The 25,924-nt window shown below is 64.4% G+C and carries 26 protein-coding genes; 13 read left to right on the forward strand and 13 right to left on the reverse strand.

Annotated features, from left to right (window positions below; translation table 11 throughout):
• Nucleotides 1-50: 50 nt before the first annotated feature.
• Nucleotides 51-1,145, reverse strand: a complete 1,095-nt coding sequence (gene lptG / locus KBA48_RS09590; RefSeq protein WP_292905608.1) for an LPS export ABC transporter permease LptG — start codon at nt 1,143-1,145, stop codon at nt 51-53.
• Between the two features lie 3 nt (nt 1,146-1,148).
• The gene (lptF, locus tag KBA48_RS09595; RefSeq protein WP_292905610.1) at nt 1,149-2,264 is read right to left on the reverse strand and encodes an LPS export ABC transporter permease LptF; all 1,116 of its coding nucleotides are present in this window, start codon (nt 2,262-2,264) and stop codon (nt 1,149-1,151) included.
• Nucleotides 2,265-2,468: 204 nt separating this feature from the next.
• Between lptF and KBA48_RS09600 the strand changes: the two genes are divergently transcribed.
• Nucleotides 2,469-3,962 (forward strand): leucyl aminopeptidase, encoded by a 1,494-nt coding sequence (locus tag KBA48_RS09600; RefSeq protein WP_292905612.1) that lies wholly within the window; start codon nt 2,469-2,471, stop codon nt 3,960-3,962.
• Between the two features lie 72 nt (nt 3,963-4,034).
• Nucleotides 4,035-4,547, forward strand: coding sequence for a hypothetical protein (locus tag KBA48_RS09605; protein ID WP_292905614.1), 513 nt, complete (start codon nt 4,035-4,037; stop codon nt 4,545-4,547).
• Nucleotides 4,548-4,554: 7 nt separating this feature from the next.
• Here KBA48_RS09605 and KBA48_RS09610 read toward each other — a convergent pair whose 3' ends face one another.
• The 8 genes from KBA48_RS09610 to KBA48_RS09645 all read right to left on the reverse strand — a co-directional run bounded on the left by KBA48_RS09610 (nt 4,555) and on the right by KBA48_RS09645 (nt 12,127).
• Nucleotides 4,555-5,628, reverse strand: coding sequence for an energy transducer TonB (locus tag KBA48_RS09610; protein ID WP_292905616.1), 1,074 nt, complete (start codon nt 5,626-5,628; stop codon nt 4,555-4,557).
• A 67-nt stretch (nt 5,629-5,695) separates the two neighbouring features.
• Entirely contained in the window at nt 5,696-6,496 is an 801-nt protein-coding gene (gene tatC / locus KBA48_RS09615; RefSeq protein ID WP_292905618.1) for a twin-arginine translocase subunit TatC, read from the reverse strand.
• A complete protein-coding gene (gene tatB, locus KBA48_RS09620; protein WP_292905620.1) occupies nt 6,493-7,005 on the reverse strand; it encodes a Sec-independent protein translocase protein TatB in 513 nt (170 codons plus the stop codon). The genes tatC and tatB overlap by 4 nt, the downstream gene beginning before the upstream one ends.
• A 6-nt stretch (nt 7,006-7,011) precedes the next feature.
• Complete coding sequence (gene tatA / locus KBA48_RS09625; RefSeq protein ID WP_292905622.1) at nt 7,012-7,209, reverse strand: twin-arginine translocase TatA/TatE family subunit; 198 nt, start codon at nt 7,207-7,209, stop codon at nt 7,012-7,014.
• A 126-nt stretch (nt 7,210-7,335) separates the two neighbouring features.
• On the reverse strand, nt 7,336-8,538 hold the full coding sequence (locus KBA48_RS09630; protein WP_292905624.1) for an ABC transporter ATP-binding protein: 1,203 nt from the start codon (nt 8,536-8,538) through the stop codon (nt 7,336-7,338).
• 90 nt (nt 8,539-8,628) lie between these two features.
• A complete protein-coding gene (locus tag KBA48_RS09635) occupies nt 8,629-9,027 on the reverse strand; it encodes a DUF1850 domain-containing protein (RefSeq protein ID WP_292905626.1) in 399 nt (132 codons plus the stop codon).
• Nucleotides 9,027-11,120 carry a TRAP transporter permease gene (locus tag KBA48_RS09640; RefSeq protein WP_292905629.1) on the reverse strand — a complete coding sequence of 698 codons (2,094 nt, stop codon included), beginning with the start codon at nt 11,118-11,120 and terminating at the stop codon, nt 9,027-9,029. Before KBA48_RS09640 ends, KBA48_RS09635 begins: the two co-directional genes overlap by 1 nt.
• 41 nt (nt 11,121-11,161) lie before the next feature.
• Nucleotides 11,162-12,127 (reverse strand): TAXI family TRAP transporter solute-binding subunit, encoded by a 966-nt coding sequence (locus tag KBA48_RS09645; RefSeq protein WP_367273828.1) that lies wholly within the window; start codon nt 12,125-12,127, stop codon nt 11,162-11,164.
• Nucleotides 12,128-12,321: 194 nt separating this feature from the next.
• Here KBA48_RS09645 and KBA48_RS09650 point away from each other — a divergent pair, with 194 nt between their 5' ends.
• Genes KBA48_RS09650 through KBA48_RS09665 form a run of 4 tightly spaced genes read left to right on the forward strand, consistent with a single transcriptional unit; the run spans nt 12,322 to nt 15,454 of the window.
• Nucleotides 12,322-12,771, forward strand: coding sequence for a carbon monoxide dehydrogenase subunit G (locus KBA48_RS09650; protein WP_292905631.1), 450 nt, complete (start codon nt 12,322-12,324; stop codon nt 12,769-12,771).
• A gap of 54 nt (nt 12,772-12,825) precedes the next feature.
• Complete coding sequence (locus KBA48_RS09655) at nt 12,826-13,149, forward strand: XdhC family protein (RefSeq protein ID WP_292905671.1); 324 nt, start codon at nt 12,826-12,828, stop codon at nt 13,147-13,149.
• Nucleotides 13,146-13,856: an XdhC family protein gene (locus KBA48_RS09660; protein ID WP_292905633.1), complete on the forward strand. Its 711-nt coding sequence runs from the start codon at nt 13,146-13,148 to the stop codon at nt 13,854-13,856. Before KBA48_RS09655 ends, KBA48_RS09660 begins: the two co-directional genes overlap by 4 nt.
• A 2-nt stretch (nt 13,857-13,858) precedes the next feature.
• The gene (locus tag KBA48_RS09665) at nt 13,859-15,454 is read left to right on the forward strand and encodes a molybdopterin-binding/glycosyltransferase family 2 protein (RefSeq protein WP_292905635.1); all 1,596 of its coding nucleotides are present in this window, start codon (nt 13,859-13,861) and stop codon (nt 15,452-15,454) included.
• A gap of 15 nt (nt 15,455-15,469) precedes the next feature.
• On the opposite strand, the gene KBA48_RS09670 is transcribed toward KBA48_RS09665, so the two are convergent.
• Together KBA48_RS09670 and KBA48_RS09675 are read right to left on the reverse strand one after the other, a co-directional pair.
• Complete coding sequence (locus tag KBA48_RS09670; protein WP_292905637.1) at nt 15,470-15,925, reverse strand: hypothetical protein; 456 nt, start codon at nt 15,923-15,925, stop codon at nt 15,470-15,472.
• 130 nt (nt 15,926-16,055) lie between these two features.
• Entirely contained in the window at nt 16,056-16,397 is a 342-nt protein-coding gene (locus KBA48_RS09675; RefSeq protein ID WP_292905639.1) for a hypothetical protein, read from the reverse strand.
• 191 nt (nt 16,398-16,588) lie between these two features.
• Between KBA48_RS09675 and uvrB the strand changes: the two genes are divergently transcribed.
• The 3 genes from uvrB (at nt 16,589) to KBA48_RS09690 (ending at nt 19,871) form a co-directional block, all read left to right on the forward strand.
• Nucleotides 16,589-18,781, forward strand: a complete 2,193-nt coding sequence (gene uvrB / locus KBA48_RS09680; protein ID WP_292905673.1) for an excinuclease ABC subunit UvrB — start codon at nt 16,589-16,591, stop codon at nt 18,779-18,781.
• A 100-nt stretch (nt 18,782-18,881) separates the two neighbouring features.
• A complete protein-coding gene (locus tag KBA48_RS09685) occupies nt 18,882-19,313 on the forward strand; it encodes an OsmC family protein (RefSeq protein ID WP_292905641.1) in 432 nt (143 codons plus the stop codon).
• A gap of 93 nt (nt 19,314-19,406) precedes the next feature.
• Nucleotides 19,407-19,871, forward strand: a complete 465-nt coding sequence (locus KBA48_RS09690) for a DNA polymerase III subunit chi (protein WP_292905643.1) — start codon at nt 19,407-19,409, stop codon at nt 19,869-19,871.
• A 33-nt stretch (nt 19,872-19,904) separates the two neighbouring features.
• Here KBA48_RS09690 and KBA48_RS09695 read toward each other — a convergent pair whose 3' ends face one another.
• Nucleotides 19,905-21,245 (reverse strand): bifunctional diguanylate cyclase/phosphodiesterase, encoded by a 1,341-nt coding sequence (locus KBA48_RS09695; RefSeq protein WP_292905645.1) that lies wholly within the window; start codon nt 21,243-21,245, stop codon nt 19,905-19,907.
• Nucleotides 21,246-21,570: 325 nt separating this feature from the next.
• Between KBA48_RS09695 and KBA48_RS09700 the strand changes: the two genes are divergently transcribed.
• The 4 genes from KBA48_RS09700 (at nt 21,571) to KBA48_RS09715 (ending at nt 25,923) form a co-directional block, all read left to right on the forward strand.
• On the forward strand, nt 21,571-22,365 hold the full coding sequence (locus tag KBA48_RS09700) for a YdcF family protein (RefSeq protein ID WP_292905647.1): 795 nt from the start codon (nt 21,571-21,573) through the stop codon (nt 22,363-22,365).
• Between the two features lie 125 nt (nt 22,366-22,490).
• Nucleotides 22,491-23,492, forward strand: a complete 1,002-nt coding sequence (locus KBA48_RS09705) for a lytic transglycosylase domain-containing protein (RefSeq protein ID WP_292905649.1) — start codon at nt 22,491-22,493, stop codon at nt 23,490-23,492.
• Between the two features lie 75 nt (nt 23,493-23,567).
• Nucleotides 23,568-24,563, forward strand: a complete 996-nt coding sequence (locus KBA48_RS09710) for a septal ring lytic transglycosylase RlpA family protein (RefSeq protein WP_292905651.1) — start codon at nt 23,568-23,570, stop codon at nt 24,561-24,563.
• Nucleotides 24,564-24,747: 184 nt separating this feature from the next.
• A complete protein-coding gene (locus tag KBA48_RS09715) occupies nt 24,748-25,923 on the forward strand; it encodes a D-alanyl-D-alanine carboxypeptidase family protein (RefSeq protein ID WP_292905653.1) in 1,176 nt (391 codons plus the stop codon).
• Nucleotide 25,924: the final 1 nt, after the last annotated feature.

A 25,924-nucleotide genomic window follows, 5' to 3' on the forward strand; every position in this document is an offset into this window, starting at 1 on the left:
GGGGCGATCTTATAGAGGCTTGCAGGCTTAAACGCAAAGCGTACCGCTGCTCATCCATCCTCGGTGTGCAGCAAGGCAGCGACGGATAGCAGCACCGTGACCCCGGCGGGTGCCCAGGCGGCCAGCAGCGCCGGCACCGAACCGGACATGCCCAGCGCCATGATCACGTCCTTCACGATGAAAAGCAGCAGGGCCGTGACAATCCCAGCCCCCACCAGGGTAAGGGTACCACCGCCCCGCATCTGCCGCAGCGAAAAGGCCGCCGCCAGCAGCACCATGGCGGCATAGAGCACCGGCTGGGCTAGCAAACTATGCCAATGCAACCGGTGCCTTACGGGTGAAAGGCCTGTCAGTTCCAGCGTGCGGATGAAGTTCGGCAATTCCCAGAAGGACAGGGTGTCGGGGCTGGCGAAACTGTCCTGGATACGCTGTTCGGTCAGGTCGGTCGGCAACTGGTAGCGGGACAGGAACTGTGCCGGTTCACCCGGCTTGTTATACCAGACCTCCGACAGGTTCCAGTATCCGGGCACCAGTTCCGCCGCGCTGGCATCCAGCCGGGCCGACAGCCGCTGGCCCGGTACCGACAGCAGCACCATCACGCGCCGCAGTTCCAGCGTGCCGGGAACGACCGACTCCGCATGGATGCGATAGGCCCCCTCGGGCGTCAGTTGGGTCAGCCAGATACCGGATCGGCCGATATCCAGCGACGATGTCTGGCCGCGCAGATACCGGTTCTCCATCCGCTCATACCGGGTCAGCATGGCGGCGAAGATCGGATTCAGCACAGTGACCAGCACCACGCCGATGATGGCGGCCCAGGCCAGGACGGGGGCTGTAAACTGCCAGACACTGATGCCGCTGGCCCGCGCCACCACAAGCTCATGCGTGCGGGTCAGGCGCCAGAATGTGTACATGGCGGCGAACAGCACCACGAACGGGAACACTTCCTGCCCGATCTCCGGCAGTTTCAGCAGGCCCATGGTGACGATGATGTCAAATGTGGCTTCCGGCCGGTTGGCGGCGCGGCGCAGCAGTTCGACCGTGTCCAGCAGATAGACCAGGGCCAGCAGCGATGACAGGCCCGCCGCGAACCAGATCAGGAATTGCCGGCCGATATAGATGGCAAGGGTGGAGGACAGGCGCATGGCTTACACCTTCCCGATGGTGGGGCGCTGCACCACCGTTTCACGCCGCAGATACCAGAGGCCCAGCGGCACGGGCGCCAGCACGAAGAGGTACAGCAGCCCCGCCAGCACCGGCACCTTGCCGATCAGACTGACAATGCCCAGCACGGCCGCCTGCAGCACCAGGGCGCCTACGGCCGCGATGGTGATGCGCCGCCCATGGCCCCGGCGGGAGAATTCCCCCGGCAGCAGGGCGGCCAGCGCGATGATTGCGAAGGATAGGACCAGGAACGGCGAGGCCAGGCGGTTATGCAACTCCGCCCGCAGGCGACCGGCGAAGCGTCGGTCGGTCGGGTCGGTGGCGTTCGGCGTCCACAGATCGGCCAGCGGCCGTTCGCGCGGTTCCACCCAGCGGGGCGGCAATTCACGGCGCAGCGACTGCAGGTCGACGGCATAACGTTCGAACTCCAGCCATTCGGTGCGGCCGGTGGCCGTGATGAACTTGCTCTGTACCCCATCATGGACCAGCACGCGGGGAACGCCCTCGGCATCGGTCAGGGTACCGCTGGCCGCCGCGATGGTGGTGGTCTCCCCCTCCGTCCGGGAATCGTGGATCAGGATATCCTGCAGGGTACCATCGGCCAGCCGGTCGCGGACATAGATGGTCAGCCCATCGGACAGTTCGTTGAACGTCCCCTCGCGCAGCAGCGCAGCCGACATGTCGCTGCGCACCGACTGACGCATGGCCACCAGGCTGCGCTGCGCCGCCGGCCCCAGATAGACCGACAGCACAAAACAGAGCAGCGTCGCCAGCCCGGCCAGAATCAGGACCGGCCTGGCCAGAGCCATGGGCCCCAGGCCGGCGGCCCGCATCACCACCAGTTCGCTGTCCTGGGTCAGCCGGTTATAGGTGAACAGAACCGCCGTCAGCACGCCGAAGGGCAGCACGACGGGCAGGAAGGTGGGAAACGACAGGATCGCCAGATGGGCGAAAGCGCCGAAGCCGGCCCCGCCCTCCACGACCAGTTCGACCAGACGCAACGACTGGGTCAGCCAGATGGCGGCCGACAGTGCCCCCGTTACCACCAGGGTGGCCAGGACCAGATTGCGCAGAAGGTAGCGGTTGATCTGAGACATCATTTCCCAACGGGGCCGGTGCCACGCCGCCCGGCATTATCACCAAGCACATAGCGCGCGATTGCGTCCTGTTCGTGGCGGACCGACAGATTTTGGCCCAGGGTGACCTTGACATGGATACGTGGCTGTTCTTTATCGACTCCTTGCCATGCACACAACCGCCGGCGCCGTGCTGACGCCGGTTCATGACAATAAGAGAGCTCCGGAATGAAAATCACCTTCGCTTCGCCCGGTACGCCCAAATCCGGCATCCTGGCTGTTACCGTTGCCGCCGACCGCGCGCTGGGCGCGTTGGGCCGTGAACTGGATCAGAAGACGGGCGGCCAACTGACCCGCGCCATGGAACAGGCCCGTTTCAAGGGCAAGGCGGAAGAGGTGCTGGCACTGGTGGCGCCGTCGGGTCTGGACGTGTCGCGCCTGCTGCTGGTCGGTGTCGGCGCCGCCGATGCGGTGGATGCCAACGGTGCCAACAATGCCGGTGCCGCCGCCTATGCCGCCGCGCAGAATGCCGGCGAAGCCGACCTGGCCATTGCGCTGGACGCGCATGAGGGGCTGACCGGCGATGCCGGCGAGCTGGCCGCGGAAGTGGCGTTCGGCGCCCTGCTGCGGTCCTATCGTTTCGACAAGTACCGGACCACGCTGACCGACGACAAGAAGCCGTCGGTAAAGAAGGTCGCCGTGCAGACCGACGCCGCCAAGGCCGCCAAGAAGGTCTGGGACAAGCTGGAGAAGGTGGCCGAGGGCATCTTCTTGACCCGCGATGTCGTATCCGAGCCGCCGAACGTCATCTATCCGGAGACGCTGGCCGACCGCTGCGTCGAATTGTCCAAGCTGGGCCTTGAGGTCGAGGTGCTGGACGAGAAAAAGATGAAGAAGCTGAACATGGGCGCGCTGCTGGGCGTGGGCCAGGGTTCGGTGCGTCCGCCGCGTCTGGTCATCATGAAGTGGAATGGCGGCGCCAAAGATGAGGCACCGGTGGCCTTTGTGGGCAAGGGCATCACCTTTGACACGGGCGGCATCTCCATCAAGCCGGCCGCCAACATGGACGAGATGAAGTGGGACATGGGCGGTTCCGGCACCGTCATCGGCCTGATGGCCGTGCTGGCCGGCCGCAAGGCCAAGGTCAACGCCATCGGCGTGGTCGCACTGGCCGAGAATATGCCCGACGGCAATGCCCAGCGTCCCGGCGACATCGTCACCACCATGTCGGGCCAGACGATCGAGGTGCTGAACACCGACGCCGAAGGCCGTCTGGTGCTGGCCGACGCGCTCTGGTACTGCCAGGATCAGTACAAGCCGAAATTCATGGTCGATCTGGCCACCCTGACCGGCGCCGTCATCGTCAGCCTGGGCAATGAACATGCCGGCCTGTTCTCCAACGATGACGATCTGGCGGCCAAGCTGACCGACGCCGGTCTAAAGACGGGGGAGAAGCTGTGGCGCCTGCCGCTGTCGCCTGCCTATGACAAGGATATCGACAGCGACGTGGCCGATGTGAAGAATATCGGCCGTCCGATGAATGCCGGTTCCATCATCGGGGCGCAGTTCCTGCAGCGTTTCGTGAACAAGGTGCCGTGGGCGCATCTGGACATCGCGGGCACCGCCTGGGCCAAGGCCGACAAGGGCATCGTGCCGAAGGGCGCCACGGCCTTTGGTGTGCGCCTGCTGGATAAGCTGGTCGCCACGCATTACGAAGGCTGATCATTGTGACGGGCAGGGGCCGGCACCAATGCCGGCCCCTGCTCCCCTGTTTTCTGCTACGGAGAAGGTTCCATGCGTCGTCCTATCCTCGCCCTGTCGCTCGCCCTGCTGGCCGCCCCGCTGACGCTGGCGTCCGCCCTGCCGGCGCGGGCCCAGGAAGTGGTCGTGGAACCGAACCGCCAGATGAAGGCAGTGCTCCCCGATGAGCCCGACGGCTGGGACATGGGCGATATCCGCGTCGCCACCGGCGCGCTGCCCATGTATTCGGTCGCCACGGCAGAGGCGACCTATAAGAAGGGCAATATCCAGGTCGTGGTGGGAGCCGCCCGCAGCCCGACCCTGTACAAGGCCGTCATGGGTTCCATCAAGGTGCCCAGCACCCTGCCGCCCAATGGCAAGGTGGAGGTGGTGAACGGCCAGAAAGCCATCGTCACCGCCTATCCGGAAGCCAAGGTGCCGCTGTACCAGATCCAGATCGCCGCAGGCGTGGACGGCATCGTCATGCTGACCACCCGCACCGGCACACTGGACGACCTGCGCGCCATGGCCAAGGAAGTGGATTTCGATCCGTTCCCGATCCGTTGAGGCGTGGTCAGATATTCTCGTCAATCAGCGTGAAGGTGCTGCCGGGCTTGCCCGACACCACAATGGTGCAGACCCCCCAGCTTGCAGGGATGGTCCAGGTGACGCCGGCGACGGCCTTGGCCTGGAAGGTACGGGCATCGCACTGCGCCTCCACGCTGTCCAGTTCTCCCTGGATATTGTCCAGGGAGAGCGTGCGGCGCACAGGGCGATAGCTCCAGACCGGTTTTTCCGGGGAACAGATTTCCGGCTCACATTCGGCTGGGACCCGGCCCGTTACAGAGATGGCCGTTGGCGAAGCCACCAGATCGGTCAGCGTGGCCAGTGATTTCATCAGCCGTTCATCGCCATCCCTTTCGCCCAGCCCCTTGGTCCGTGCCGCGATCTCCTTGGCTTCCAGATAGAGGCCTTGGGCCAGGGCAAGACGCAATGCCAGACGTCGCAGCCAGGCCTGCTCGCGCAGGGGCAGGTCATTTTCGCTGCTGCGCAGTTGCCTCAGGTAAAGCAAGGCGATGTCGGGCTTGTTCATCAAGGCCATGGCCTGCGCCCGCCGGGCCAGGATATTCACCATTTCATAGAGATAGGTGCTGTCCTTGCTTATATCGGCCAGACTGGTCATGGCCTTTTCAGCCTGCCCCTGTTCAAGCAGATCATCCACGGCCCGAAGCCGGCGCCCCAGTTCCGGACTGGCACCCTGGCTCGTCTTGTCGATCATGAAGAACACCCGCTGAAAGACATTCAGCGCCTGTACCGGCTTGCCATTGCGTTGGGCTGGCGAATATTTACATTCCAACAGCCATTTCACGGTATGCGGGCCGAAATCGCCGCGTCCCATCTGGTTGGCGATGATCACATCCTTCACCGCCCCGTCGACCGTCACGGTGAAGCGCAGATCAACCCAGCCTTCTGTCCAGCGTTCCCGCTCCTTCGCCGGATATAACGGATACTCGCGCTGACATTCCCCGCGTTCTGCCGGTTTATAGGTTCCCTGCTGTACGGCGGGCTGGGCGAATGCCGGCGCCGTGGCCCCGATCAGCAAGGCCAGACCAAATGCACAAGCAGTCCCGGTATATGCACGCAACATAGCCACCCCATGCCATGATGATGCAGGTCATGGTAGTGGCCGATGCCGTAAATGCAAGCGGATGCGATTAGTTTTCCAGCGCCGCCTCGCGCGCCGCACGGCTCTTTTCGATGCGTCGGGCCATGAAGACCGAGACCTCGTAAAGCATCAGCAGCGGGATGGCCAGACCGACCTGGCTGATCACGTCGGGCGGCGTCAGGATGGCCGCCGCCACAAAGATGATGACGATGGCATAGCGGCGCTTGGACGCCAGACCATCGGCCGTGACCAGCCCGACCCGCGCCAGCAGGGTCAGCAGCACCGGCAACTGGAACGCCAGACCGAAGGCGAAGATCAACGCCATGATCAGCGACAGATAGTCGGCCACCCGGGTTTCCGCCTGTACGGCCAGGGTGGTGGCCGTCGCCTCCACCTCAAAGCCCAGGAAGAATTTCAGCGCCATGGGCATGATGAAGAAATAGACCAGCCCGGCGCCCAGGGAGAACAACACAGGCGTGGCCACCAGGAAGGGCAGGAAGGCCTTGCGCTCATGCTTGTACAGGCCAGGCGCCACAAATTTCCAGATCTGGGAGGCGATGATGGGGAAGGCCAGCATGGCGCCGGCCCAGAACGCCACCTTCACCTGGGTCAGGAAGAATTCCTGCGGGGCGGTGAAGATCATGCGCCGTTCGGACGCCTTCACGCCCAGCGCCTCCACCAATGGATGCATCAGGAACTGGTAGATATGATCGGCCACGGCAAAGCAGGCCAGGAAGGCGATGATCAGGGCGCCACCGCTCCACATCAGGCGATTGCGCAGCTCGATCAGATGTTCGAGCAGCGGCATCTTGCCCGATTCCAGCTCATCCTGTTGGGTCGGTTCGCTCACGCCGTCTTATCCTTGCTGGGTTCCGTGGGCAGGGCGGGTTCAGCGTTGACGGACGCCGCGACCGCCGCCGCGGCGTCGGCATCGGGTGCGGCACCACCGGTGACCACCGGTGCCGGTGCCGTGGCGGCGCTGGCCAGATCGGCGATGTCCTCACCACTGGGGTCGGCCTTGGCCACGGCCTGATTCTCCGCTGGCTTCGGCTGCTGGGCCGGGGTGGTGAAATCCTCCACCGCCAGGGTCTTGCGCACGCCGCCATCCGGATCGATGCTTTTTTCCAGTTCGTCCGTCAGGTTGAAGGAACGGGCCTTCTGCACCTGTTCGCGCAGTTCGTCCAGTTCCGCCTGACGCACCATGTCGTCGACATTGTTCTGAAACTCCCGTGCCATGGAGCGGGCGCGGGCCATCCATTTGCCCAGTGTGCTCAACGCCTTGGGCAGATCTTTCGGGCCAATGACGACAAGCGCCACCACCCCGATCACAAGCAGTTCGGACCAGCCGATATCAAACATGGTGCCTCACGCCTTCGGCGCTTCATCGGTCTTGGCGGGCGGGGGCGCGTCCGGCTCCGCCTTGGTGCCATCAGACAGGTTGGATTTGAAGTTGCGGATACCTGAACCCAGGTCACCCATCACCTTGGGCAGCTTGCCGGCGCCGAAAATGACCAGGACGATCACCAGGATCACCAGGATCTCCCACACGCCCAAACCACCCATGATTTCCACTCCGCCTGACAAGGGGACGCCAACGCCCGGACCACCGGAAAGGCGCGGGATCATGGCAGAAAGCCCCGGTGGCCGCAATGCGGCCGGGTAACATGCCAACCCCGACGGGGAAACGCGTTACCCCTTTGCAAACACGAAGGCCTGTCGCGGTTCCAGCGTTACACTGACATGGCTGCCATCTTCGGGCAGGAAATGGCCCGGGGCGCGGGCATGCAGGTGGTGCGGCACCCCGTCGCGGTCCAGCACCCGCAGATGGATCAGGCTGGTCCGGCCCAGCAGGCGGGATGCCTCCACCCGTGCCAGATTGGGCACACCCGTCACATCGCCATCGGCCGCCATGGTCAGGCGCAGCGCCTCCGGCCGGATCAGCACATCGACCGCCGTACCCTCATCCAGATGCGGCACCGTCAGGCAGCCCACCGGCGTATCGACCCGCGAATGATGCACCCGGCCCGACAACTGGTTCACCTCGCCAAAGAAGCTGGCGGCGAAGGCGTCGGCGGGCTTGGTATATAGCGTCGTCGGCGATCCCACCTGCACCAGCTTGCCATCGCGCAGCAGGGCGATCCGGTCGGCCAGGAACATGGCTTCCTCCGGATCATGGGTGACGATCATGGTGGCGGCACCGCTGCGCTTCAGCACATGCAGCGTCTCGTCCCGCACGGTTTCGCGCAGGCGCGTATCCAGGCCGGAGAAGGGCTCATCCAGCAGCAAAACCGCTGGACGCGGCGCCATGGCGCGGGCCAGGGCCACACGCTGCTGCTGCCCACCCGACAGGGCATGGGGGAAGGAACGGACAAAGCCTTCCATGCCCACCTGTTCCAGGGCGGCCATCGCCCGTTCGTCGCGTTCCACTGCCGGCAGGCGGTTCAGGCCGAAGCGCACATTGTCCAGCACGTTCAGATGCGGGAACAGGGCATAATCCTGGAACACCAGACCGATGCCGCGCCGTTCCGGCGGCAGGGAGGCGCCGGGCTGGGCGATGGTCTGCCCGGCGATGGCGACAGTACCCTGCTGAATCGTCTCCAGCCCGGCGGCGAGGCGCAGCAATGTGGATTTGCCACAGCCGGACGGTCCCACCAGACAGACGATCTCCCCCGGAGCAACCGACAGGGAGACGTCGTTCAGCGCCCGCTTGGCACCGTAATGATGGCTGACATGGTCCAGCGACAAGGAGGGCAGGGGCCGGGCAGCCTGACGCGGGATTGCCATGTCCAGCGGCGGGGACCGTCCGGACGACCGGTCCGGGGGGCAGCCAGCCGCCCCGTCATCCCCGCGCCGCAGGTCCATGCGCCTATGATCGCTGATCGTCGCATCCATCTTGGCCGACGCCTTCCACCTTGTCCGCGGCCCGCCGGCCGCACCATGCATCCATACTTAGGATGCCACCCGATCCTTTGCAAACCGTTATTAGTCGCGTATCGGGCATGCGACCATCCGCACCGGTCCCTCGACCGGCCCGCCCAGCCAGTCATGCAGGCTGGCACAACGCTTCTGCGCGCAGATCACGTGGTCGCCGGCATGATTGCTGGCCGCCAGGGTCAGGTCGGGCAGGGGCGGCAGGACGGGATGACCGACCCACCAGCCATCGATCAGCTTTGCGTCGGGGGCGGGTTCCATGCCCACCCCGCTGCCCTTGACCCGCGACCGTTCCAGGATCAGCCCTTCGCCCGTGATCCGGTAATCCTCCTGCCATTCGACCTTTTCGATGGAATGGGTCCAGGACAGGGTGAAATGATCGGCCGGCACCCGCACAGCCGGCTGGCCGCCCGCAATCAGGCAGAGGACAAGGGCTGTCGCACCCGCCATCAGACCGGCGCCAGACGGCGGCCGCGCAATATCTGTCGGCCCAGGAACAGGGCCGACAGGACAAACCCCGCCTCATCCGTCAACGGCATGGCCAGGACCAGCAGCACCGCCGCCGTCAAAGCCCAGGCCAGTTCCCAGAATTTCAGCTTCGTCTTGTAATGGCCGATGGTGACGATGCCCAGCATGCCAATGCCGACCAGCGCCTTGACCACCATATAGGCCGTGTCCAGCCAGTCACCCGTTTGCAGCATCAGGGCCGGGTCGAACACGGCCATGAAGGGCACCAGATAACCCGCGACCCCGATACGGGTGGCCAGCCAGGCGATCTCCATATGTCCGGCCCGCGCGATGGGCGATGCCGCCAGGGCGGCCAGCGCCACAGGCGGCGTCAGGTCGGCCATGATGCCGAAATAGAAGCAGAACATATGGCTGACGATCAGCGGCACGCCCAGTTGCTGCAGCGCCGGTGCCGCGATGGAAGCGGTGATGATGTAATTGGCCGTGGTCGGCAGGCCGGTGCCCAGGATGATGCAGGCCATCATGGTCAGGACCAGGGCCAGCAACAGATTGCCGCCCGACAGGTCGACAATGATGCCGGCCAGCCCGGAGGCCAGCCCCGTCAGGGTCAGCATGCCGATCAGGATGCCGACCAGGGCACAGGCGATACTCACCGCCACCGCCGCCCGCGCCCCATCGGCCAGCGCATCGGTCAGCGCCCGCAGCAGATCACGGCCCGACCGGAACAGCAAACAGGGCAGGGCCAGCAAGGCGATGACCACCATGGCCATCTGTTCGGTCCGCAGTCCCAGTTGCGTCAGGCCCCAGGCACCCAGGCCCAGCCCCAGCCAGAAGGCCACACGCAGCGCCACCGGCCCCACCTGCGCCACCAGGGCCAGGCCCATCATCAGCACGACCGTGCCGGCAATGCCAACCACCCCCGCGAACAGGGGCGTGCGGCCTGACAGAAGCAGCGTCACCAGCGCCACCAGCGGCAGCAGCAGATGCCAGCCCCGACGCAGCGATGGCCAGAGCTTGGGGCACTCACTTTCCGGCAGTCCGCGCAGGCCCGCGCGCTCCGCCTCCAGATGCGCCATCCAATAGGCTGAGGCGAAATAGAGCACGGCCGGAATGGCCGCCGCCTTGCACACCTCCAGATAGGAGATGCCCAGCGTTTCCGCCATGATGAAGGCGGCGGCCCCCATGACAGGCGGCATGATCTGCCCGCCCATGCTGGCCGTCGCTTCCAGCGCACCCGCGAATTTCGCGGAATAGCCGAAACGCTTCATCATGGGGATGGTGAACTGGCCCGTGGTCAGGACATTGGCCACGCCGGAGCCGTTGACCATGCCCATGAAGCCGGACGACACCACCGACACTTTCGCCGCCCCGCCCAGCCGCCTTCCGACCAGCGCCATGGACAGGTCGTTGAAAAGCTGGATGACACCCGCCTTTTCCAAAAACGCCCCGAACAGGATGAACAGGAAAATGAAGGTGGAGGAGACAAAGGTCGGCGTGCCGTAGATGCCCTCTGTCGAGAAATGGAGCTGTTCGATCACCTGATCCAGATCGTAACCGCGATGGGCCAGAAGGTCGGGCATATATTGACCGAACATCGCATACGGAATGAAGATCAGGCAGAGCAGCGGCAGGCCCCAGCCCATGATGCGCCGCGCCGCCTCCGCCACCAGCAGGGTGTTCAGCGCCCCGACCCAGAGATCCAGATCGGTGGGGGTCCCCGATCGCAGAATCAGGTCATGTTCGAACACCCAGTGGTACAGGCCCAGCAGGAAGGACAGCCCGCCCAGGAACCAGTCGTAAACCGGCACCCGTTCCCGCCTGCCGCCATCGCGCGCGCCGATCAGCAGGAAAGCCATCAGCAGCAGAAACCCGACATGCACCGACCGCACCACCAGACTGGACAGCGGGTTGAACGTAGCCGTCCAAAGCTGAAACAGCGCAAAGGCGACGCCGATGGCGAAAATGACGCGGCGATCGCCGGCGGTCAGCCGGGTGATGGCAGAAGTCGGATCATCCTTTTCCACCGCGCGGCGGACGGCATCCTCGTCGATCACGGGGATGGGAGCATTTGTCATGGAGGGGCCTCGTTATCGCCAGCGACGTTCAACAAGACCGGTCAGAGAATCCCTTTCTCCTTATAGAAGCGCCGGGCACCCGGATGCAGGGGGGCGAATTCCGTGGCGGCATCCTTGGACAGGGCGATCTGCTTGGCCGCCGCATGCGCCGATTGCATCGCCTCCAGATTCTCAAACATCAGTCTGGTCATCTGGTACGCAGCCTCTTCCGGCAGACCGTCATGCGTGGCCAGCGCGTTGCCGGTCACCACGGTGGGTACATCGGCATCCTGGCCCTTATAGGTGTTGGCGGGGATCAGGGCGGAGCGGTAGACCACTTCGCCGATACGGGAAACGGTTTCTGCCGGCACGGGGATCACCGTGATGTCGATGGAACTGGCCAGATCGCGCAGCGAGGCGACGCCAAGCCCCGCCGACTGCAATGTCGCGTCCAACTGCTGGTTCTTCATCAGATCCACGCTTTCGGCGAAGGGCAGATACTCCACCTTGGCAAAGTCGTCATAGGTCAGGCCGGCCGCCTTCACAACCGCGCGGGCGTTCAGTTCGGTGCCGGATTTTGGCGCCCCCACCGACACACGTTTGCCCTTCAGATCGGCCAGGCTCTTCACCCCCGAGACCTTCGATGCCACGATCTGGATATAGTTGGGGTAGATCACGGCCAGGGTGCGCAGCTTGTCCAGCGGCTTGTTGAACCCCACCTCCGCATCGCCACGCACGGCCTGGACCAGGGTGTCCGTCTGGGTAAAGGCCAGTTCGCCGCGCCCCGCCTGCAAAAGGTTCAGGTTTTCGGCCGACGCCTTGGTGGCCTGCACGCTGAACTTCGTCTCCGGCATGGCCCTGCCATAGATCTGCGACAGGGCCACGCCCAGCGGGTAATAGACGCCGCTGGTACCCCCGGTCAGGATGGTGATGAAGCGGGGCGCCTGTGCCAGGGCCGGCAGGGCGCCGCCCAGGGTCGCGGCGGCCGTGCCAAGCCCGAGAAGACCGAATTGACGCCGATCCATCATCACCATGACCCATCCTCCCGATTGTTGTTGCTGCCCGCTACCGGGCGCGGGGGCTGTCCAGGGCCCCCATGGTTAATGATTGATCTTTCAGAAAATCAGGTCGCCGCGCAACCATGCTTCATGGCGGATTTTCCTTTTACCGCGTCTTTGTGGCAGGGTGCGTTGCAAGGTTTGAATTTTGTGGGATCTGATCCATGGATATGGAAGGCGAATACGCCATCCCGGCGCCGCGCGCCCGTGTGTGGGACGCACTGAACGACGCTGCCATCCTGCGGCTGTGCATTCCCGGATGCGAGGAACTGGAAAAACTGTCCGACACCGAACTGACCGCCAGGCTGAAGCTGAAGATCGGTCCGGTCAGCGCCAAATTTTCCGGCAAGGTCACCCTGTCGGAGATCGACGCGCCCAATGGTTATCGCATCACCGGCGAGGGGCAGGGCGGGGCGGCCGGTTTTGGCAAGGGCGGGGCCATCGTATTTCTGACCGATGCGCCCGACGGTGGCACCATGTTGCGGTACAAGGCCGAGGCCATTGTGGGCGGCAAGCTGGCGCAACTGGGTGCCCGCCTGATCCAGGGGACGGCCGCCAAGCTGGCCGATGAATTCTTCGCCGCCTTCGCCAGGACCGTTGGGGAGGGGCCGTGACATCCGGCCCCCGCACGCCCATCTGTTGTTTTTCCCATCCAGGTATTCCGCATGATGCGTGACGATAACGAAGCCATCCTGTCCCAGGCCGCGCGCTGGCGCGCCGAGGGGGTCGGCGTGGCTCTGGCCCATGTCATCGCCACCTGGGGTTCCGCCCCGCGACCTGTCGGCAGCCTGATGGCCGTGTCGGCCACGGGTGCCATGGCCGGGTCGGTGTCGGGCGGCTGTGTGGAGGGGGCCGTGGCGCTGGAGGCCGCGAAAGTCCTGGCCGAGGGTGAGCCCCGGTTCCTGTCCTTTGGCATCAGCAATGAAATGGCCTGGGAAGTGGGGCTGGCCTGCGGCGGCAAGCTGGAAATCTATGTGGAGCCCATCCAATGAAGGCGCGGATTTTCGACGCGCTGCGCGCCGCCCTGGCCGAACGCCGGGCCGTGGCCCTGGTCACCGATCTGGGGTCGGGCCTGCAGACCCTGGTGGATGCCGAGGGGCGGCAGCAGGGGGATGCGGGTCTGGAGGATGAATTCCTGCCGCAGGTGGTGGAGGCCATCCGCCAGGACCGGCGCGGCATCGTGGAATTCTATGACGGGCGGTTCTTCATCAATGTCCACCCGCCCGCCAACCGCCTGCTGATCGTCGGTGCCGTACATCTGGCCCAGGCGCTGGTGCCGGCCGCCCGTCTGGCCGGGTTTGATGTCAGTGTGATCGATCCGCGCACGGCCTTCGCCACGCCGGAACGGTTCCCAGAGACCGACCTGATCACCGAATGGCCGGATGAGGCGCTGGAGAGGCTGCGCCCGGACGCGCGCACGGCTGTTGTCGCCCTGACCCATGATCCGAAATTCGATGATCCGACCCTGACGGCGGCCCTTTCCAGCGATGCCTTCTATGTCGGGGTGCTGGGCGGGCGGAAGAACCAGGCGGCGCGGCTGGAAAGGCTGCGTGCCCAGGGTGTGCCGGCGGAACAACTGGCCCGCATTCATGGGCCGGTCGGGCTGGACATAGGGGCCGTCAGCCCGGCGGAAATCGCCGTTGCCATCCTGGCCGATATCATACTGGCCCTGCGCGGCCCCAAATGGAAGGCCGGCTGAGCATGTGGTTCGGTCCCGTTGCGGTGGCGGATGCCGAGGGGGCGATCCTGGCCCATGGCGTCCACTATGCCGATGGACGCTTCCCCAAAGGGCGCATCATCGGCGCGGGCGATGTCGCCCGGCTGATCCGGTCCGGTATCGAAACGATCACGGTGGCGCGGCTGGAAGACGGCGATGTGGGGGAGGATGCGGCGGCATCGCGCATCGCCGCCCGGCTTGCGGGTCCCAACCTGACGGTCAGTGCGGCCTATACCGGCCGGGTCAACCTGTTCGCGGCGGCGGACGGGCTGGCCCTGGTGGAGGCCGCGACCATCCATGCCCTGAACCGTGCGGATGAGGCGGTGACCATCGCCACCGTTCCGCCCTTCACCCCCGTGCTGAAGGGCCAGATGCTGGCCACCATCAAGATCATCCCCTTCGCCGTGTCGGACAGCATCATCTCCAATCTGGAATGGATGCTGGCGTGGACGGGGCCGGTGTCGCTGGCACCCTGGGCCGGTCTGTCGGCGGGGTTGGTGCAGACCACATTGCCGGGCACAAAGCCGTCGGTCCTGGATAAGAGCGTATCCGTCACGGCGGCGCGCATGGCCGGGATCGGCGGTGATTTGCTGGGGGAGGTGCGGGTGCCGCACGCCGTGGCCCCGCTGGCCGATGCCCTGCGTGAAACGGAGGGTGACATCCTGCTGGTCATCGGCGCGTCGGCCATCACCGACCGTCGCGACGTGATCCCGGCAGCCATCGCGGCGGCGGGCGGCAAGGTTCTGCATTTCGGCATGCCGGTCGATCCCGGTAATCTGCTGCTGCTGGGCATGCTGGACGGCCGGCCCGTCCTGGGCCTGCCGGGCTGTGCGCGGTCGCCCAAGCTGAATGGCGTGGATTGGGTGCTGCAAAGGCTGGGGGCCGGTCTGCCGGTCGATGCGGCTGCCATCATGGGCATGGGCGTGGGTGGGCTGCTGGCGGAAATCGCCGGGCGGCCCCTGCCACGTGCGTTGGCGACCGCCCTGCCGCGTGCGCCACGTATCCACGGACTGGTTCTGGCGGGCGGGTTCGGACGTCGCATGGGCGACGGGAACAAGCTGTTGCGGGAATGGCAGGGTGCGCCCCTGGTCCGCCATGTGGTGCAATCGGCCCTATCCGCGCAGTTGGCCGGCGTCACGGTGGCCACCGGCCATCAGGAGGCCGATATCAGCCGCGTCCTGGATGGGCTTTCCATCGATTTCGCCCATGCGCCCGATCATGGGGACGGCATGTCCGCCACCTTGAAAGCCGGCCTGTCCGCCCTGCCGGACGGTATCGATGGTGTGCTGGTCCTGCTGGGCGACATGCCGCGCGTCACCCCCGCGATCATCAATCAGATGGTGGCGGCGTTCAGCCCCGATGATGGCCGCGCCATCATCCTGCCAACCTGTGGCGGGCAGCGTGGCAATCCGGTCCTGTGGGACGCAGCCTTCATCCCGGAGATGCTGACCCTGACCGGTGACAAGGGGGCCCGCACGCTGATCGCCGCTCATGCGCCGGTGGTGTGTGAGGTCGCGGTGGAGGATACGGGCGTGCTGCTGGACGTGGATGTTCCGGAGGATCTGGCCCGCCTGGACTGATTAGCGGGGCAGGGGTCAGAGATACTGACCCAGCACCTTCAGATAGGGCCGCGCCTCCTGCACGAATTGCAGGATCTCATACATCAGGTCGGGCAGGGTGACATGGCCGGGCACGCGGGCCTGACCCAGCACCATGATCATCTGCTTCTCATCGACCGTGAACCTGGCGTTCCGCAGGTGAGCGGCGGCGCGCAGCACCTTGGACAGGCGCACCCGCTTTTCCGGTGATTCGATAGTGAAGGGCATGTACCCCACCTCGGCCCAGACCTGGAAAAGCGTGTGGTCATCCTCCGGCGTCAGGCTGATATGGAACATCAGCCCGTCCAGGAAGAAATGGTGGCGCGACGCCGTGGTGGGGCTGGTGACGCTGAAATCCCCGGCCTCGTCCATGCGCACGGCACCGGGTCCGATGGGCAAACCCTTTTCCGCCGCACGCGCCAGCTTGGCCACCGTTTGAAGCGCTTGAGACACCGGGTACTCTCCCCACCGCCGCGCCGGCCCCCTGCCGGACGGATATAGAATATTCGTTATAGGCGCGGGGGGTGTTTGGTCCAGTGAATTTACATGCACCTATCTGGAAGAACGGCCGGCAAGGCGGCGATCATGCCGACAAGCGCCAACTGGCATAGAAACCGGCGATCAGGGCCAGCGCGGCGGCCGGGGCGAACCACAGGGGATGGGCCATCGCACCCAGGTTCATCACGATGCCGAAGGCCAGAAAGGCCGCGATGATACCGGGCAGCCACCAGCGGCGCAGTCCCGCCACCTTCATCGCCGCAATGCCGCCAACCGTCGCCGCCAGCAGATAGGCCAGGATCGGGGCCATGAACACGGCCTCTCCCGTCAACAGCATATGCCCCAGCATCTCGACTGCCATGATGATCAGGATGCACAGGATGATCCCGGCCAGCACGCCCGCCACCTGCTTGACGATCCCCGCCATGTTGCCCATCCCCCTTGATGGTTTGTTCAGAAAACTTAACCACGATATGCGCCGTCATTCCAGGCAACAGGCGATATCGACGTGAACAAAAACGGATCAAACCCCTTTTCGACGGGCCGGGACAGGCATAGATTACGGTCATGACCCAGACCGCCGCCCCTGCCGCCGCCCTGTCCGCCCCTGAACCCGCCATGCCCTGGCGCGTGAAGGTGGAGGAACGGCCCTTTATTGAGCCCCTGACCGTCGTGTCGGAATACACACCGGCCGGCGACCAGCCGCGCGCCATTGTGGAACTGACCGACGGGTTGGTCCGGGGGGAGAAGGATCAGGTCCTGCTGGGCGTCACCGGCTCTGGCAAGACCTTCACCATGGCGCATGTGATCCAGCGGGTGCAGCGCCCGACCCTGATCCTGGCGCCCAACAAGACGCTGGCGGCACAGCTCTATGGCGAGATGAAAAGTTTCTTTCCAAACAATGCCGTAGAGTATTTTGTTTCCTACTACGATTATTATCAGCCCGAGGCCTATGTGCCCCGGACCGACACCTATATCGAGAAGGAAAGCTCGATCAACGAACAGATCGACCGGATGCGCCACGCCGCCACCCGCGCCCTGCTGGAGCGGCAGGATTGCATCATCGTGGCGTCGGTTTCCTGCATCTATGGTATCGGCTCGGTCGAAACCTATTCGGAGATGACGATCCCGCTGAAGGTCGGGCAGATGCTGCAGCGGCAAGCCTTTCTTCAGAGATTGGTTGAGCTTCAGTATCGCCGCAACGATGCCGGTTTCGGCCGTGGTTCCTTCCGTGTGCGCGGCGATACGATCGAACTGTTCCCCGCCCACCTGGAGGACCGCGCCTGGCGCCTGTCGCTGTTCGGGGATGAGTTGGAGGCGATCAATGAGATCGACCCGCTGACCGGCGAAAAGCTGGCCTCCATGAAGGAGGTGCGCATCTATGCCAACAGCCACTATGTCACCCCGAAGCCGACCCTGTTCCAGGCGGTGGAACAGATCAAGCGAGATCTCAAGTTACGGCTGGATGAGCTTGTTCCACAAGGAAAATTGCTGGAGGCTCAGCGCCTGGAACAGCGCACCACCTTCGATATCGAGATGATGGTGGCCACGGGTTCCTGTGCCGGCATCGAAAACTATTCCCGCTACCTGTCGGGCCGCAATCCGGGGGAACCGCCGCCGACCCTGTTCGAATATCTGCCCGAGGATGCGTTGCTGATCGTGGATGAAAGCCACGTGATGGTGCCGCAGGTGGGCGGCATGTACCGGGGTGACTTCGTGCGTAAATCGGTCCTGGCCGATTATGGTTTCCGGCTGCCATCCTGCGCCGATAACCGCCCGCTGAAGTTCGAGGAATGGGACGCCATGCGTCCGCAGACCGTCTTTGTCTCCGCCACGCCCGGCGATTGGGAACTGGAACGGACGGGCGGCGTCTTCACCGAACAGGTGGTTCGCCCCACGGGTCTGGTCGATCCGCAGGTAATCATCCGTCCCACCGATACCCAGGTGGATGATGTGATGGCGGAGGTGCGGGAGGTCACGGCCAAGGGCCTGCGCGTGCTGGTCACGACCCTGACCAAGAAGATGGCGGAGGCGCTGACGGAATACATGATGGAGGCGGGCATCAAGGTCCGCTACATTCACTCTGACGTCGAAACCCTTGAACGTATTGAGATTATCCGTGATCTGCGCCTGGGCGTCTTTGATGTGCTGATCGGCATCAACCTGCTGCGCGAAGGGTTGGACATCCCCGAATGCGGCCTTGTCGCCATTCTGGATGCCGACAAGGAGGGCTATCTGCGCAGCCGCACCAGCCTGATCCAGACCATCGGCCGTGCGGCCCGTAACGTGGAAGGCCGCGCCATCCTTTATGCCGACCGCGAAACCAACAGCATGAAGGCGGCACTGGAGGAGACGGCGCGCCGCCGCGCCAAGCAGTTGGAATATAATGCCGCCCACGGCATCACCCCGGAATCGGTGAAGAAGAACATCTCCGACATCCTGGGCAGCGTCTATGAGCGCGGCGACCGGGTGGAGGTGGATACGGGTGCAGCCGAAGGCATCGGTCTGGCCGGCAAGGACATCAAGACCATCATCGCCGAGTTGGAAAAGAAAATGCGTGCAGCCGCTGCAGACCTGGAGTTCGAGGAAGCGGGCCGCATCCGCGACGAAATCCGCCGGCTGGAAGCCATCGATCTGGGATTGGCCCCGGGTGCCAGCCCCATCCGCGCATCGGCCCAGGGGGAAAAGCCCCGCAACAGCAGCAAGCCGGAAAAAGGGGGGCGGACCAAGGGCGCCGCCAAGACCAAGGATGGCGGGCTGGAGGTTGGCGGCATCGAGTTTGGGGGCAAGAACACCAAGCGGCGGCGGTGAGTCCGGTTAAATTCCACAAAATTAGCCGCTTGCCCCCTGCGTCCCGTCATCAAGCGGTGTTACGCTTCCCCGTCACAACCTTTCGCGTGGAGAAGCGGATATGGCCCAGATCAAGCGTACCGCCAATGCCGTCTGGCACGGCACCGGCAAGGATGGTAGCGGCACCCTGTCGACACAGAGCGCCACGCTGGCCAATGTGCCCTACAGCTTCGTGGCGCGGTTCGGCGACGGCAAGGGGACCAACCCGGAGGAACTGATCGCCGCCGCCCATGCCGGCTGTTTTTCCATGCAATTGTCCTTCCTGCTGACGGCGGCCAATTTTCCGCCCGACGAATTGAAGACCGGCGCCGTGCTGATCATGGAAAGCGAAGGTGGCGGCTGGAAGATCGCCGTAGTCGAACTGACCCTGGTGGCCAAGGTGCCCGGTATCACTGCCGACAAGTTCCAGGAGATCGCGGCCCAGGCCAAGGCCATGTGCCCGGTTTCCAAGGTGCTGAATGCCGAGGTCCGTTTGAACGCGTCGCTGGGATGATGATGCCGCCTCTGCCATGGCCTACCCAAGCTGTTCACGGACAGCTTTTATGCTAAAGCGAAGTCAGCAAGTGGCAGGCAAGGGCACCGGGCAATGGCAGAGCGGCGTTTCTATCACCTGACGCGCAGGACGCTGGAACAGACGCTTCCCGGTCTGTTGGAGAAGTCGCTGGAACGGGGCTGGCGGGTCCTGGTGCTGACGGGAAGCCCGGAACGGGCGGAAGCATTGAATCAGCACCTGTGGACGTTCCGCCCCGACAGCTTCCTGCCCCATGGCACGGCCAAGGATGGGCATGCCGAACATCAGCCCATCCTGATCCATCCTGTGGCGGACGGCATACCCGACCGACCGCCCAACAATGCCAATGTCCTGTTCCTGACCGACGGTGCGGACGGGCAGGGCCTGACGGGTGCGGATCTGATCTGCGACCTGTTCGACGGCAATGATCCGGAGGCGGTATCTGCCGCCCGCGTCCGCTGGCGCGCGGCAAAGGCCGGCGGCGACGATCTCACCTACTGGCAGCAGAATGAACGCGGCGGGTGGGAAAAGAAGGCCTGAACCGGGGGGGTAAAAGCTCGGGTGGCCCCGGCATCACACCGGCTGTATGGCGTGGCGGATGAATTCGGCGAAGCCGTCCGCCGGCATCGGGCGGGCGAACAGGTAACCCTGTCCCTCTTCCACGCCCAGGCGTTTCAGGATTTCCCATTGGGCCGGGGTTTCAATGCCTTCGGCCACGACCTTCAGGTCCATGGCCTGCGCCATGGCCACAATGGCCTCCACAATGTGGCGGGTACTCTGGTCGCGTTCCATGTCCATCACGAACTTGCGATCCACCTTCAAACAATCCAGCGGCAGTTCACGCAGGTAGGAGAGGGACGAATAACCGGTGCCGAAATCGTCCAGCGCCAGGGCCACGCCCCGGTCCGCGATCCAGCGCATCTGCTGCAACGCGCCTTCCAGATCGTCCGGCAGGATGGTCTCCGTGATCTCCAACTGCAACAGATGTGGCGGGATGCCGCTTTCCGCCAGCAGCACATCGATCAGCGCCGGCAGATGGCCCCAGCGGAACTGTCGTTCCGAGACGTTGACGGCGATCTGTATGGGCGGATACCCGGCATCCAGCCATTCGCGGATCTGTTTGATCGCATTGCGCAGAACCCATTCGCCAATGGGAACGATCAGGCCCGTTTCCTCTGCCGTCGGAATGAACACGCCGGGCGGCACCATGCCCCGTTTGGGGTGGCGCCAGCGCAGCAGCGCCTCACCACCCACCGGCTCACCACCCTTTATGGCGACTTTCGGCTGATAATGCAGGACAAGCTGGTTGTCGCGGATGGCGGCCCGCAACTCATCCTCCAGGTCCAGGCGTTCCTTCAGATCGTCACGCATGGACCGGGTGAAATGCAGGTAATTGGCGGTGCCCGATTTAACCGCCTGTTCCAGGGCCACACAGGCATTACGGATCAGGGCGGCCCCGTCGGTCGCGTCGTTGGGCGACACGGCCACGCCAATCTTGGCCGATACGAATAATTGCTGGCCTTCGATGATCAAGGGCTCGCCCATGGAATTGGCGATGGCCGAGGCCGCGAACAGCGCCTTGCCGGCATGATCCAGACCGGGCAGGAAAATGGCGAACTGTGTCTGGGCGAATCGACAGATCAGGTCGTTGGTTCCGCAAGCCGGCACCAGACGCTTCACCAGCGTCGCCATGGCCTGGTCCAGCGCGTCCTGTCCATGCACGCGGAAAAGCTGTGGCAGGCGGTCAAATTCGACCACCAGCAGACCGGCAATCATATTGCCTTCATGCCGGGCCATGATCTCATTGACCCGGGTAACGAAGGGCCGCATCTCCCACACGCCAGTGACGGCATCCCGGGGGATATAATCGGCTGCGGCAGCCGCTTGCGGGGTCAATGTATTGGACAAGGTCACGACGGCTATGTTCCGTGGTCCCGGATCAGGTCGATGAAAGGTCGGTGGGGAAAAGTATTGTTGAAAGGATCATTTCACCCCATTCCACGGCCGGCCAGGACATCCTGGTTTCCCCGGTCAGTTCCGAAACTTGGCGCATGTCATGCTGGTTCGATGCCGCCCACATCCCCGTAGCATGTCTGTTCAAGCAATATCATTGCACATCCGCATGCTTGATGGAACGCATCAATGGAGCGCCACCCCATTTTCTGCCACTGTGTGCGGGAGGGGACAGGCGTATGATTTCTTCGGCCGTTTCCGCGGTTTTCGAGAGGGGCTTGGCGCCATGGGATTCGGCCTGGGCAAATTACTGGCCGCTGTGACATCGCCGGGGAACGTGCTGCTGCTCCTGTTGCTGGGGGGGCTGGGGTTGATGTGGCGCCGCCGGCCGGCCGGTCGCTGGCTTGTGCTGTCGGCAACAACCGGCTTTGCCCTGATCGCCGCCACCCCGGTCGGCACCTGGGCCCTGCTGCCCCTGGAACAGCGTTTTCCCATGCCGGACCCGGCCTCCATGGAACGGATTGACGGCATCATCGTCCTGGGCGGGGCCGTGATGCCCGTAGGGTCGACGGAGCACGTGGCGCCCCAACTGAACCGCGATGCGGAAAGATTGACGGTCCTGCCCGGACTGATGCGCCGGTTCCCCACGGTCCCCGTGATATTTACCGGCGGTAGCGGTGACCCCCGCCGGCAGGAGGAGAAGGAAGCACCCTTCGCCTTGGCCCTGCTGGCTGAGTGGGGGGTGGAACTGGCCCGGGTGCGGACCGAGGACCAATCCCGCAACACCTGGGAGAATGCCGTGAACATCCGCCCGCTGATCGCTGCCACGGGCGGGCGCTGGCTGCTGGTGACGTCGGCCGCCCATATGCCCCGGTCCATGGGCGTGTTCCGCAAAGCCATACCCGAAGCGGCCTTCATCGCCTATCCGGTCGGGTTCAATGCAAACCGTTCGGAGCGGTGGCGCTTCGGCCTTAACCTTTCCGATAATCTGGAACGTCTCGAAACGGCGGCCCATGAATGGCGCGGACTGATTGCCTATCGGATGGCAGACCGTATTGATGCCTTGTTTCCGGCGCCGTGATTGAAGGCTTCCGTTGGTCACCCCTGACCACCATGTTGGAAAGGGACCCGGCGGCGGAAGGCTTGCCCTGCGCGGATGAGCGTGACACAACCCCCTGACTGGCCGGAATGATGAAGGTATCGAGGATGATGGGAGCGACGGTAAGCAGCCGCTTTCGCTATATCGCGTCCGTCTGTCTGGTCGCGATGGCACTGGTGGTGCCTGGCGCGGCGGCGGCGCCCGATTTTCAGCAATGGCTGGGCGATCTGAAGGCGGAAGCCCTGCGCGAGGGGCTGCGCCCGGCCACCGTGGACCTGGCCTTGACCGGCATCGCCCCGATCCCCCGCATCCTGGAACTTGACGGCAAGCAGCCGGAACGCACCGTCACCTTCGACACCTATCTGTCCCGCACCGTCACCAAGGCCCGCATCAAGAAAGCGCGGGAGCGGATGGTGACGCACAAGGCGCTGCTGACGCAGATGTCAAAAAAATACGGGGTTCCCGCCCGCTTCATCGTGGCGTTGTGGGGCATGGAAACGGATTTCGGCGGCAATATGGGCGGGTTCAAGGTTGTCGATGCCCTGGCCACGCTGGCCTATGACGGCCGCCGCAGCGCTTTCTTTCGCGGCGAATTGCTGAAGGCGCTGCGCATCCTGGATGAGGGGCATATCGCCCCTGACCGCATGCTGGGGTCCTGGGCGGGTGCCATGGGACAGTGCCAGTTCATGCCCTCCAGCTTTTTCAAATTTGCCCAGGATGGCGATGGCGACGGCAAGCGGGACATCTGGACCACGCATGCCGATGTCTTTGCCTCGACCGCCAATTACCTGGCCACTGTCGGCTGGAAAACCGATCAGACCTGGGGCCGGGCGGTACGCCTGCCCAAAGGCGCTGATTCGGCCGCGTGGTCCGGCATGGACAAGCAGGCGCAGCCCTTGTCCGCCTGGGCGCGGCGCGGGCTGCGTTCCGCCGACGGCAAACCCCTGCCCAAGGCCAATATGGAGGCGTGGCTGGTGCAGCCGGACGGCCCCAAGGGCAAGGCTTTCCTCGTCTATGGCAATTATCGCACCATCATGGACTGGAACCGGTCCACCTATTTCGCAACTGCGGTCGGAATTCTCGCCGACCATATTGGCTCCGGCAAATGAGTTGATGTAGGCTGCGGCCACAATCGGTTGGGGTAGGGAAGTATGGCGCGGGCAAATCTTGTAAGACTGGCGGTCATGGGCATCTCCATCGCGGGGCTGGCCGGGTGTGCCGCGCCCCCGGCACCAAAGCCCGCCGCCGTCGCCCCCGCCGCGCCGGAGCCCAAGCCCACACCGGGCGGCAGCTACAAGGTGGGCACCCCCTATCAGATCGACGGTGTCTGGTATTACCCGCGCGTCGATTACGGTTATAACGAGACTGGCATCGCCAGTTGGTACGGTCCCGGCTTCCATACAAAGCTGACCGCCAATGGCGAGCTTTATAATGAGAATGAACTGACGGCCGCGCACCAGACCCTGCCCATGCCCAGTCTGGTGCGGGTGACCAACCTGGAAAACGGCCGCTCCATCGTGGTGCGCATCAATGATCGCGGGCCCTTCGTGTCGGGCCGCATCATCGATATGTCGCGCCGTGGGGCGCAGCTTCTGGGCTTTGACCAGAAGGGCACGGCCAAGGTGCGGGTCGAGGTGATGGCCGAGGAAAGCCGCGCCATCGCCGCCGCCGCCATGAATGCCGCCAGCCAGGTGGCCGGCGTCTCTCCCGATGGCGGCCCCGTCCCGCAGGCGGCCCCGCGCCCCAGCGTGACGGTGGAGGCCACCCCCCTTCCGCCGACCGCCGGTTCCAAGGCCGCCCCCGGCAGCGCCATTCCGCCCAAGGTGGCGCAGACCGCGCCCACACCGCCGCGCACCATTGCCGCCCCCACCACCGTGGCCGGCACGACGACGGAGGATGGCCGCTTCCTGCCCGCCCCCGTGGTGGAGCAGCGGGCATTGCCGGCCAAGCCGGGCAAGATCTATATCCAGGCGGGCGCCTTCGCCAATTACGACAATGCGAACCGTCTGCGGGCCAAGCTGAATTCCATCGCGCCGACCAACCTGTCGAACGCCATGGTCAATGGTCAGCAATATTTCCGCGTGCGTGTCGGCCCGTTCGATCAGGTCGAGCGTGCCGACGAGGTCCTGGCCCAGGTGCTGCAGGCCGGCACGTCGGAGGCAAAGATCATCGTCGACTGAGGAACACCACCCCCTGCGCAACAGGGGCCGTTCCACTGTTCCATGATGATCCAGAATGTCGCGGTGGCGCGCGGGGCTGGACATGTCCGCCTTGCCCGTCCCACTGTCGCCCGGGGGCATCGCCCCCACCTGTTCCTGTTGTGAAGGGTTGATGAAAGAGATGGATATTCGGATCGCACATCGGATGAAGGGTGCCGCCCGCAGCATCGCCACGGCCCTCCTGTTCACGGTGTCGGCGCTGCCGGTGATGGCGGCCGATCTGGACACCATTGCCAGGGAAGCCATCCTGGTCGATGCCGAAACCAATACGGTGCTGTTCGAAAAGAACGCCGACGAACGCATGCCGACATCGTCCATGTCGAAGGTGGCCACGGCCTACATGCTGTTCGAGCGCGTGAAGGAAGGCCGCATCTCGCTGGACGACACGTTGCCCGTGTCGGAACGCGCCTGGAAGGTGCAGGGCTCCAAGATGTTTGTTGAGCTGGGCAACAACATCAAGGTCGAGGATCTGGTCCGCGGCATGGTGATCCAGTCGGGCAACGATGCCTGCGTGGTTCTGGCCGAGGGCATGTCGGGAACCGAAGAAGCCTTCGCCGCCGCCATGACCAAGCGGATGAAGGAACTGGGCATGTCCAATACAAACCTGATGAATGCATCGGGTATGCCCGACCCGAACCATTATTCCACGGCACGCGACCTGTCGGTCCTGGCCCGCCATCTGATCCGGGATTTCCCGGACCATTACCATTATTATTCGGAACTGGAATATACCTATCACGGCATCAAGCAGGGCAACCGCAATCCGCTGCTGTACCGGAACATGGGGGTGGACGGTATCAAGACCGGCCATACCGAAGCCGCCGGTTATGGCCTGATCGCGTCGGGCGAACGTGACGGGCGTCGCCTGGTGCTGGTGGTCAACGGTCTGCCCAACATGCAGGCCCGCGCCGATGAAAGCGCCCGCATCCTGGAATGGGGCTGGCGCGAATTCGACAATTTCACCCTGTTCAAGGCCGGGGAGACGGTGGACAGCCTGCCGGTCTGGCTGGGCGTGACACCCACCGTGCCGGCCGTCGTCCAGGATCAGGTGAAGATCACCCTGACCCACGACCAGAAGCAGAAGATGAAGGTCAGCCTCAAGGCAGATGCGCCGGTCCCGGCTCCTGTTAAGAAGGGGACCCGGCTGGGGACCCTGACCATTGCGGCACCGGGGCTGGAGACGCTTGAACTGCCGCTGCTGGCCGGTGCGGATGTGGAACAACTGGGTCTGTTCGGCCGTATGGGCGCGGCCCTGTCGCACTTCTTCGGCGGTGGGTCCGGTGAACCGGCGGCAGCCCCTGCCGCCACCCCGGCCCAGTGAC

The sequence above is a fragment of the Niveispirillum sp. genome (genome assembly GCF_017996735.1).
GTDB lineage: Bacteria > Pseudomonadota > Alphaproteobacteria > Azospirillales > Azospirillaceae > Niveispirillum.

Excerpts from the sequence above, each read along its gene's own strand:
- lptG (WP_292905608.1), bottom strand. The coding sequence starts at position 1,145 with ATGCGCCTGTCCTCCACCCTTGCCATCTATATCGGCCGGCAATTCCTG.
- lptF (WP_292905610.1), bottom strand. The coding sequence starts at position 2,264 with ATGATGTCTCAGATCAACCGCTACCTTCTGCGCAATCTGGTCCTGGCC.
- KBA48_RS09600 (WP_292905612.1), top strand. The coding sequence starts at position 2,469 with ATGAAAATCACCTTCGCTTCGCCCGGTACGCCCAAATCCGGCATCCTG.
- KBA48_RS09605 (WP_292905614.1), top strand. The coding sequence starts at position 4,035 with ATGCGTCGTCCTATCCTCGCCCTGTCGCTCGCCCTGCTGGCCGCCCCG.
- KBA48_RS09610 (WP_292905616.1), bottom strand. The coding sequence starts at position 5,628 with ATGTTGCGTGCATATACCGGGACTGCTTGTGCATTTGGTCTGGCCTTG.
- tatB (WP_292905620.1), bottom strand. The coding sequence starts at position 7,005 with ATGTTTGATATCGGCTGGTCCGAACTGCTTGTGATCGGGGTGGTGGCG.
- tatA (WP_292905622.1), bottom strand. The coding sequence starts at position 7,209 with ATGGGTGGTTTGGGCGTGTGGGAGATCCTGGTGATCCTGGTGATCGTC.
- KBA48_RS09630 (WP_292905624.1), bottom strand. The coding sequence starts at position 8,538 with ATGGATGCGACGATCAGCGATCATAGGCGCATGGACCTGCGGCGCGGG.
- KBA48_RS09635 (WP_292905626.1), bottom strand. The coding sequence starts at position 9,027 with ATGGCGGGTGCGACAGCCCTTGTCCTCTGCCTGATTGCGGGCGGCCAG.
- KBA48_RS09640 (WP_292905629.1), bottom strand. The coding sequence starts at position 11,120 with ATGACAAATGCTCCCATCCCCGTGATCGACGAGGATGCCGTCCGCCGC.
- KBA48_RS09645 (WP_367273828.1), bottom strand. The coding sequence starts at position 12,127 with ATGATGGATCGGCGTCAATTCGGTCTTCTCGGGCTTGGCACGGCCGCC.
- KBA48_RS09650 (WP_292905631.1), top strand. The coding sequence starts at position 12,322 with ATGGATATGGAAGGCGAATACGCCATCCCGGCGCCGCGCGCCCGTGTG.
- KBA48_RS09655 (WP_292905671.1), top strand. The coding sequence starts at position 12,826 with ATGCGTGACGATAACGAAGCCATCCTGTCCCAGGCCGCGCGCTGGCGC.
- KBA48_RS09660 (WP_292905633.1), top strand. The coding sequence starts at position 13,146 with ATGAAGGCGCGGATTTTCGACGCGCTGCGCGCCGCCCTGGCCGAACGC.
- KBA48_RS09665 (WP_292905635.1), top strand. The coding sequence starts at position 13,859 with ATGTGGTTCGGTCCCGTTGCGGTGGCGGATGCCGAGGGGGCGATCCTG.
- KBA48_RS09675 (WP_292905639.1), bottom strand. The coding sequence starts at position 16,397 with ATGGCGGGGATCGTCAAGCAGGTGGCGGGCGTGCTGGCCGGGATCATC.
- uvrB (WP_292905673.1), top strand. The coding sequence starts at position 16,589 with ATGCCCTGGCGCGTGAAGGTGGAGGAACGGCCCTTTATTGAGCCCCTG.
- KBA48_RS09685 (WP_292905641.1), top strand. The coding sequence starts at position 18,882 with ATGGCCCAGATCAAGCGTACCGCCAATGCCGTCTGGCACGGCACCGGC.
- KBA48_RS09690 (WP_292905643.1), top strand. The coding sequence starts at position 19,407 with ATGGCAGAGCGGCGTTTCTATCACCTGACGCGCAGGACGCTGGAACAG.
- KBA48_RS09700 (WP_292905647.1), top strand. The coding sequence starts at position 21,571 with ATGGGATTCGGCCTGGGCAAATTACTGGCCGCTGTGACATCGCCGGGG.
- KBA48_RS09705 (WP_292905649.1), top strand. The coding sequence starts at position 22,491 with ATGATGGGAGCGACGGTAAGCAGCCGCTTTCGCTATATCGCGTCCGTC.
- KBA48_RS09710 (WP_292905651.1), top strand. The coding sequence starts at position 23,568 with ATGGGCATCTCCATCGCGGGGCTGGCCGGGTGTGCCGCGCCCCCGGCA.
- KBA48_RS09715 (WP_292905653.1), top strand. The coding sequence starts at position 24,748 with ATGAAGGGTGCCGCCCGCAGCATCGCCACGGCCCTCCTGTTCACGGTG.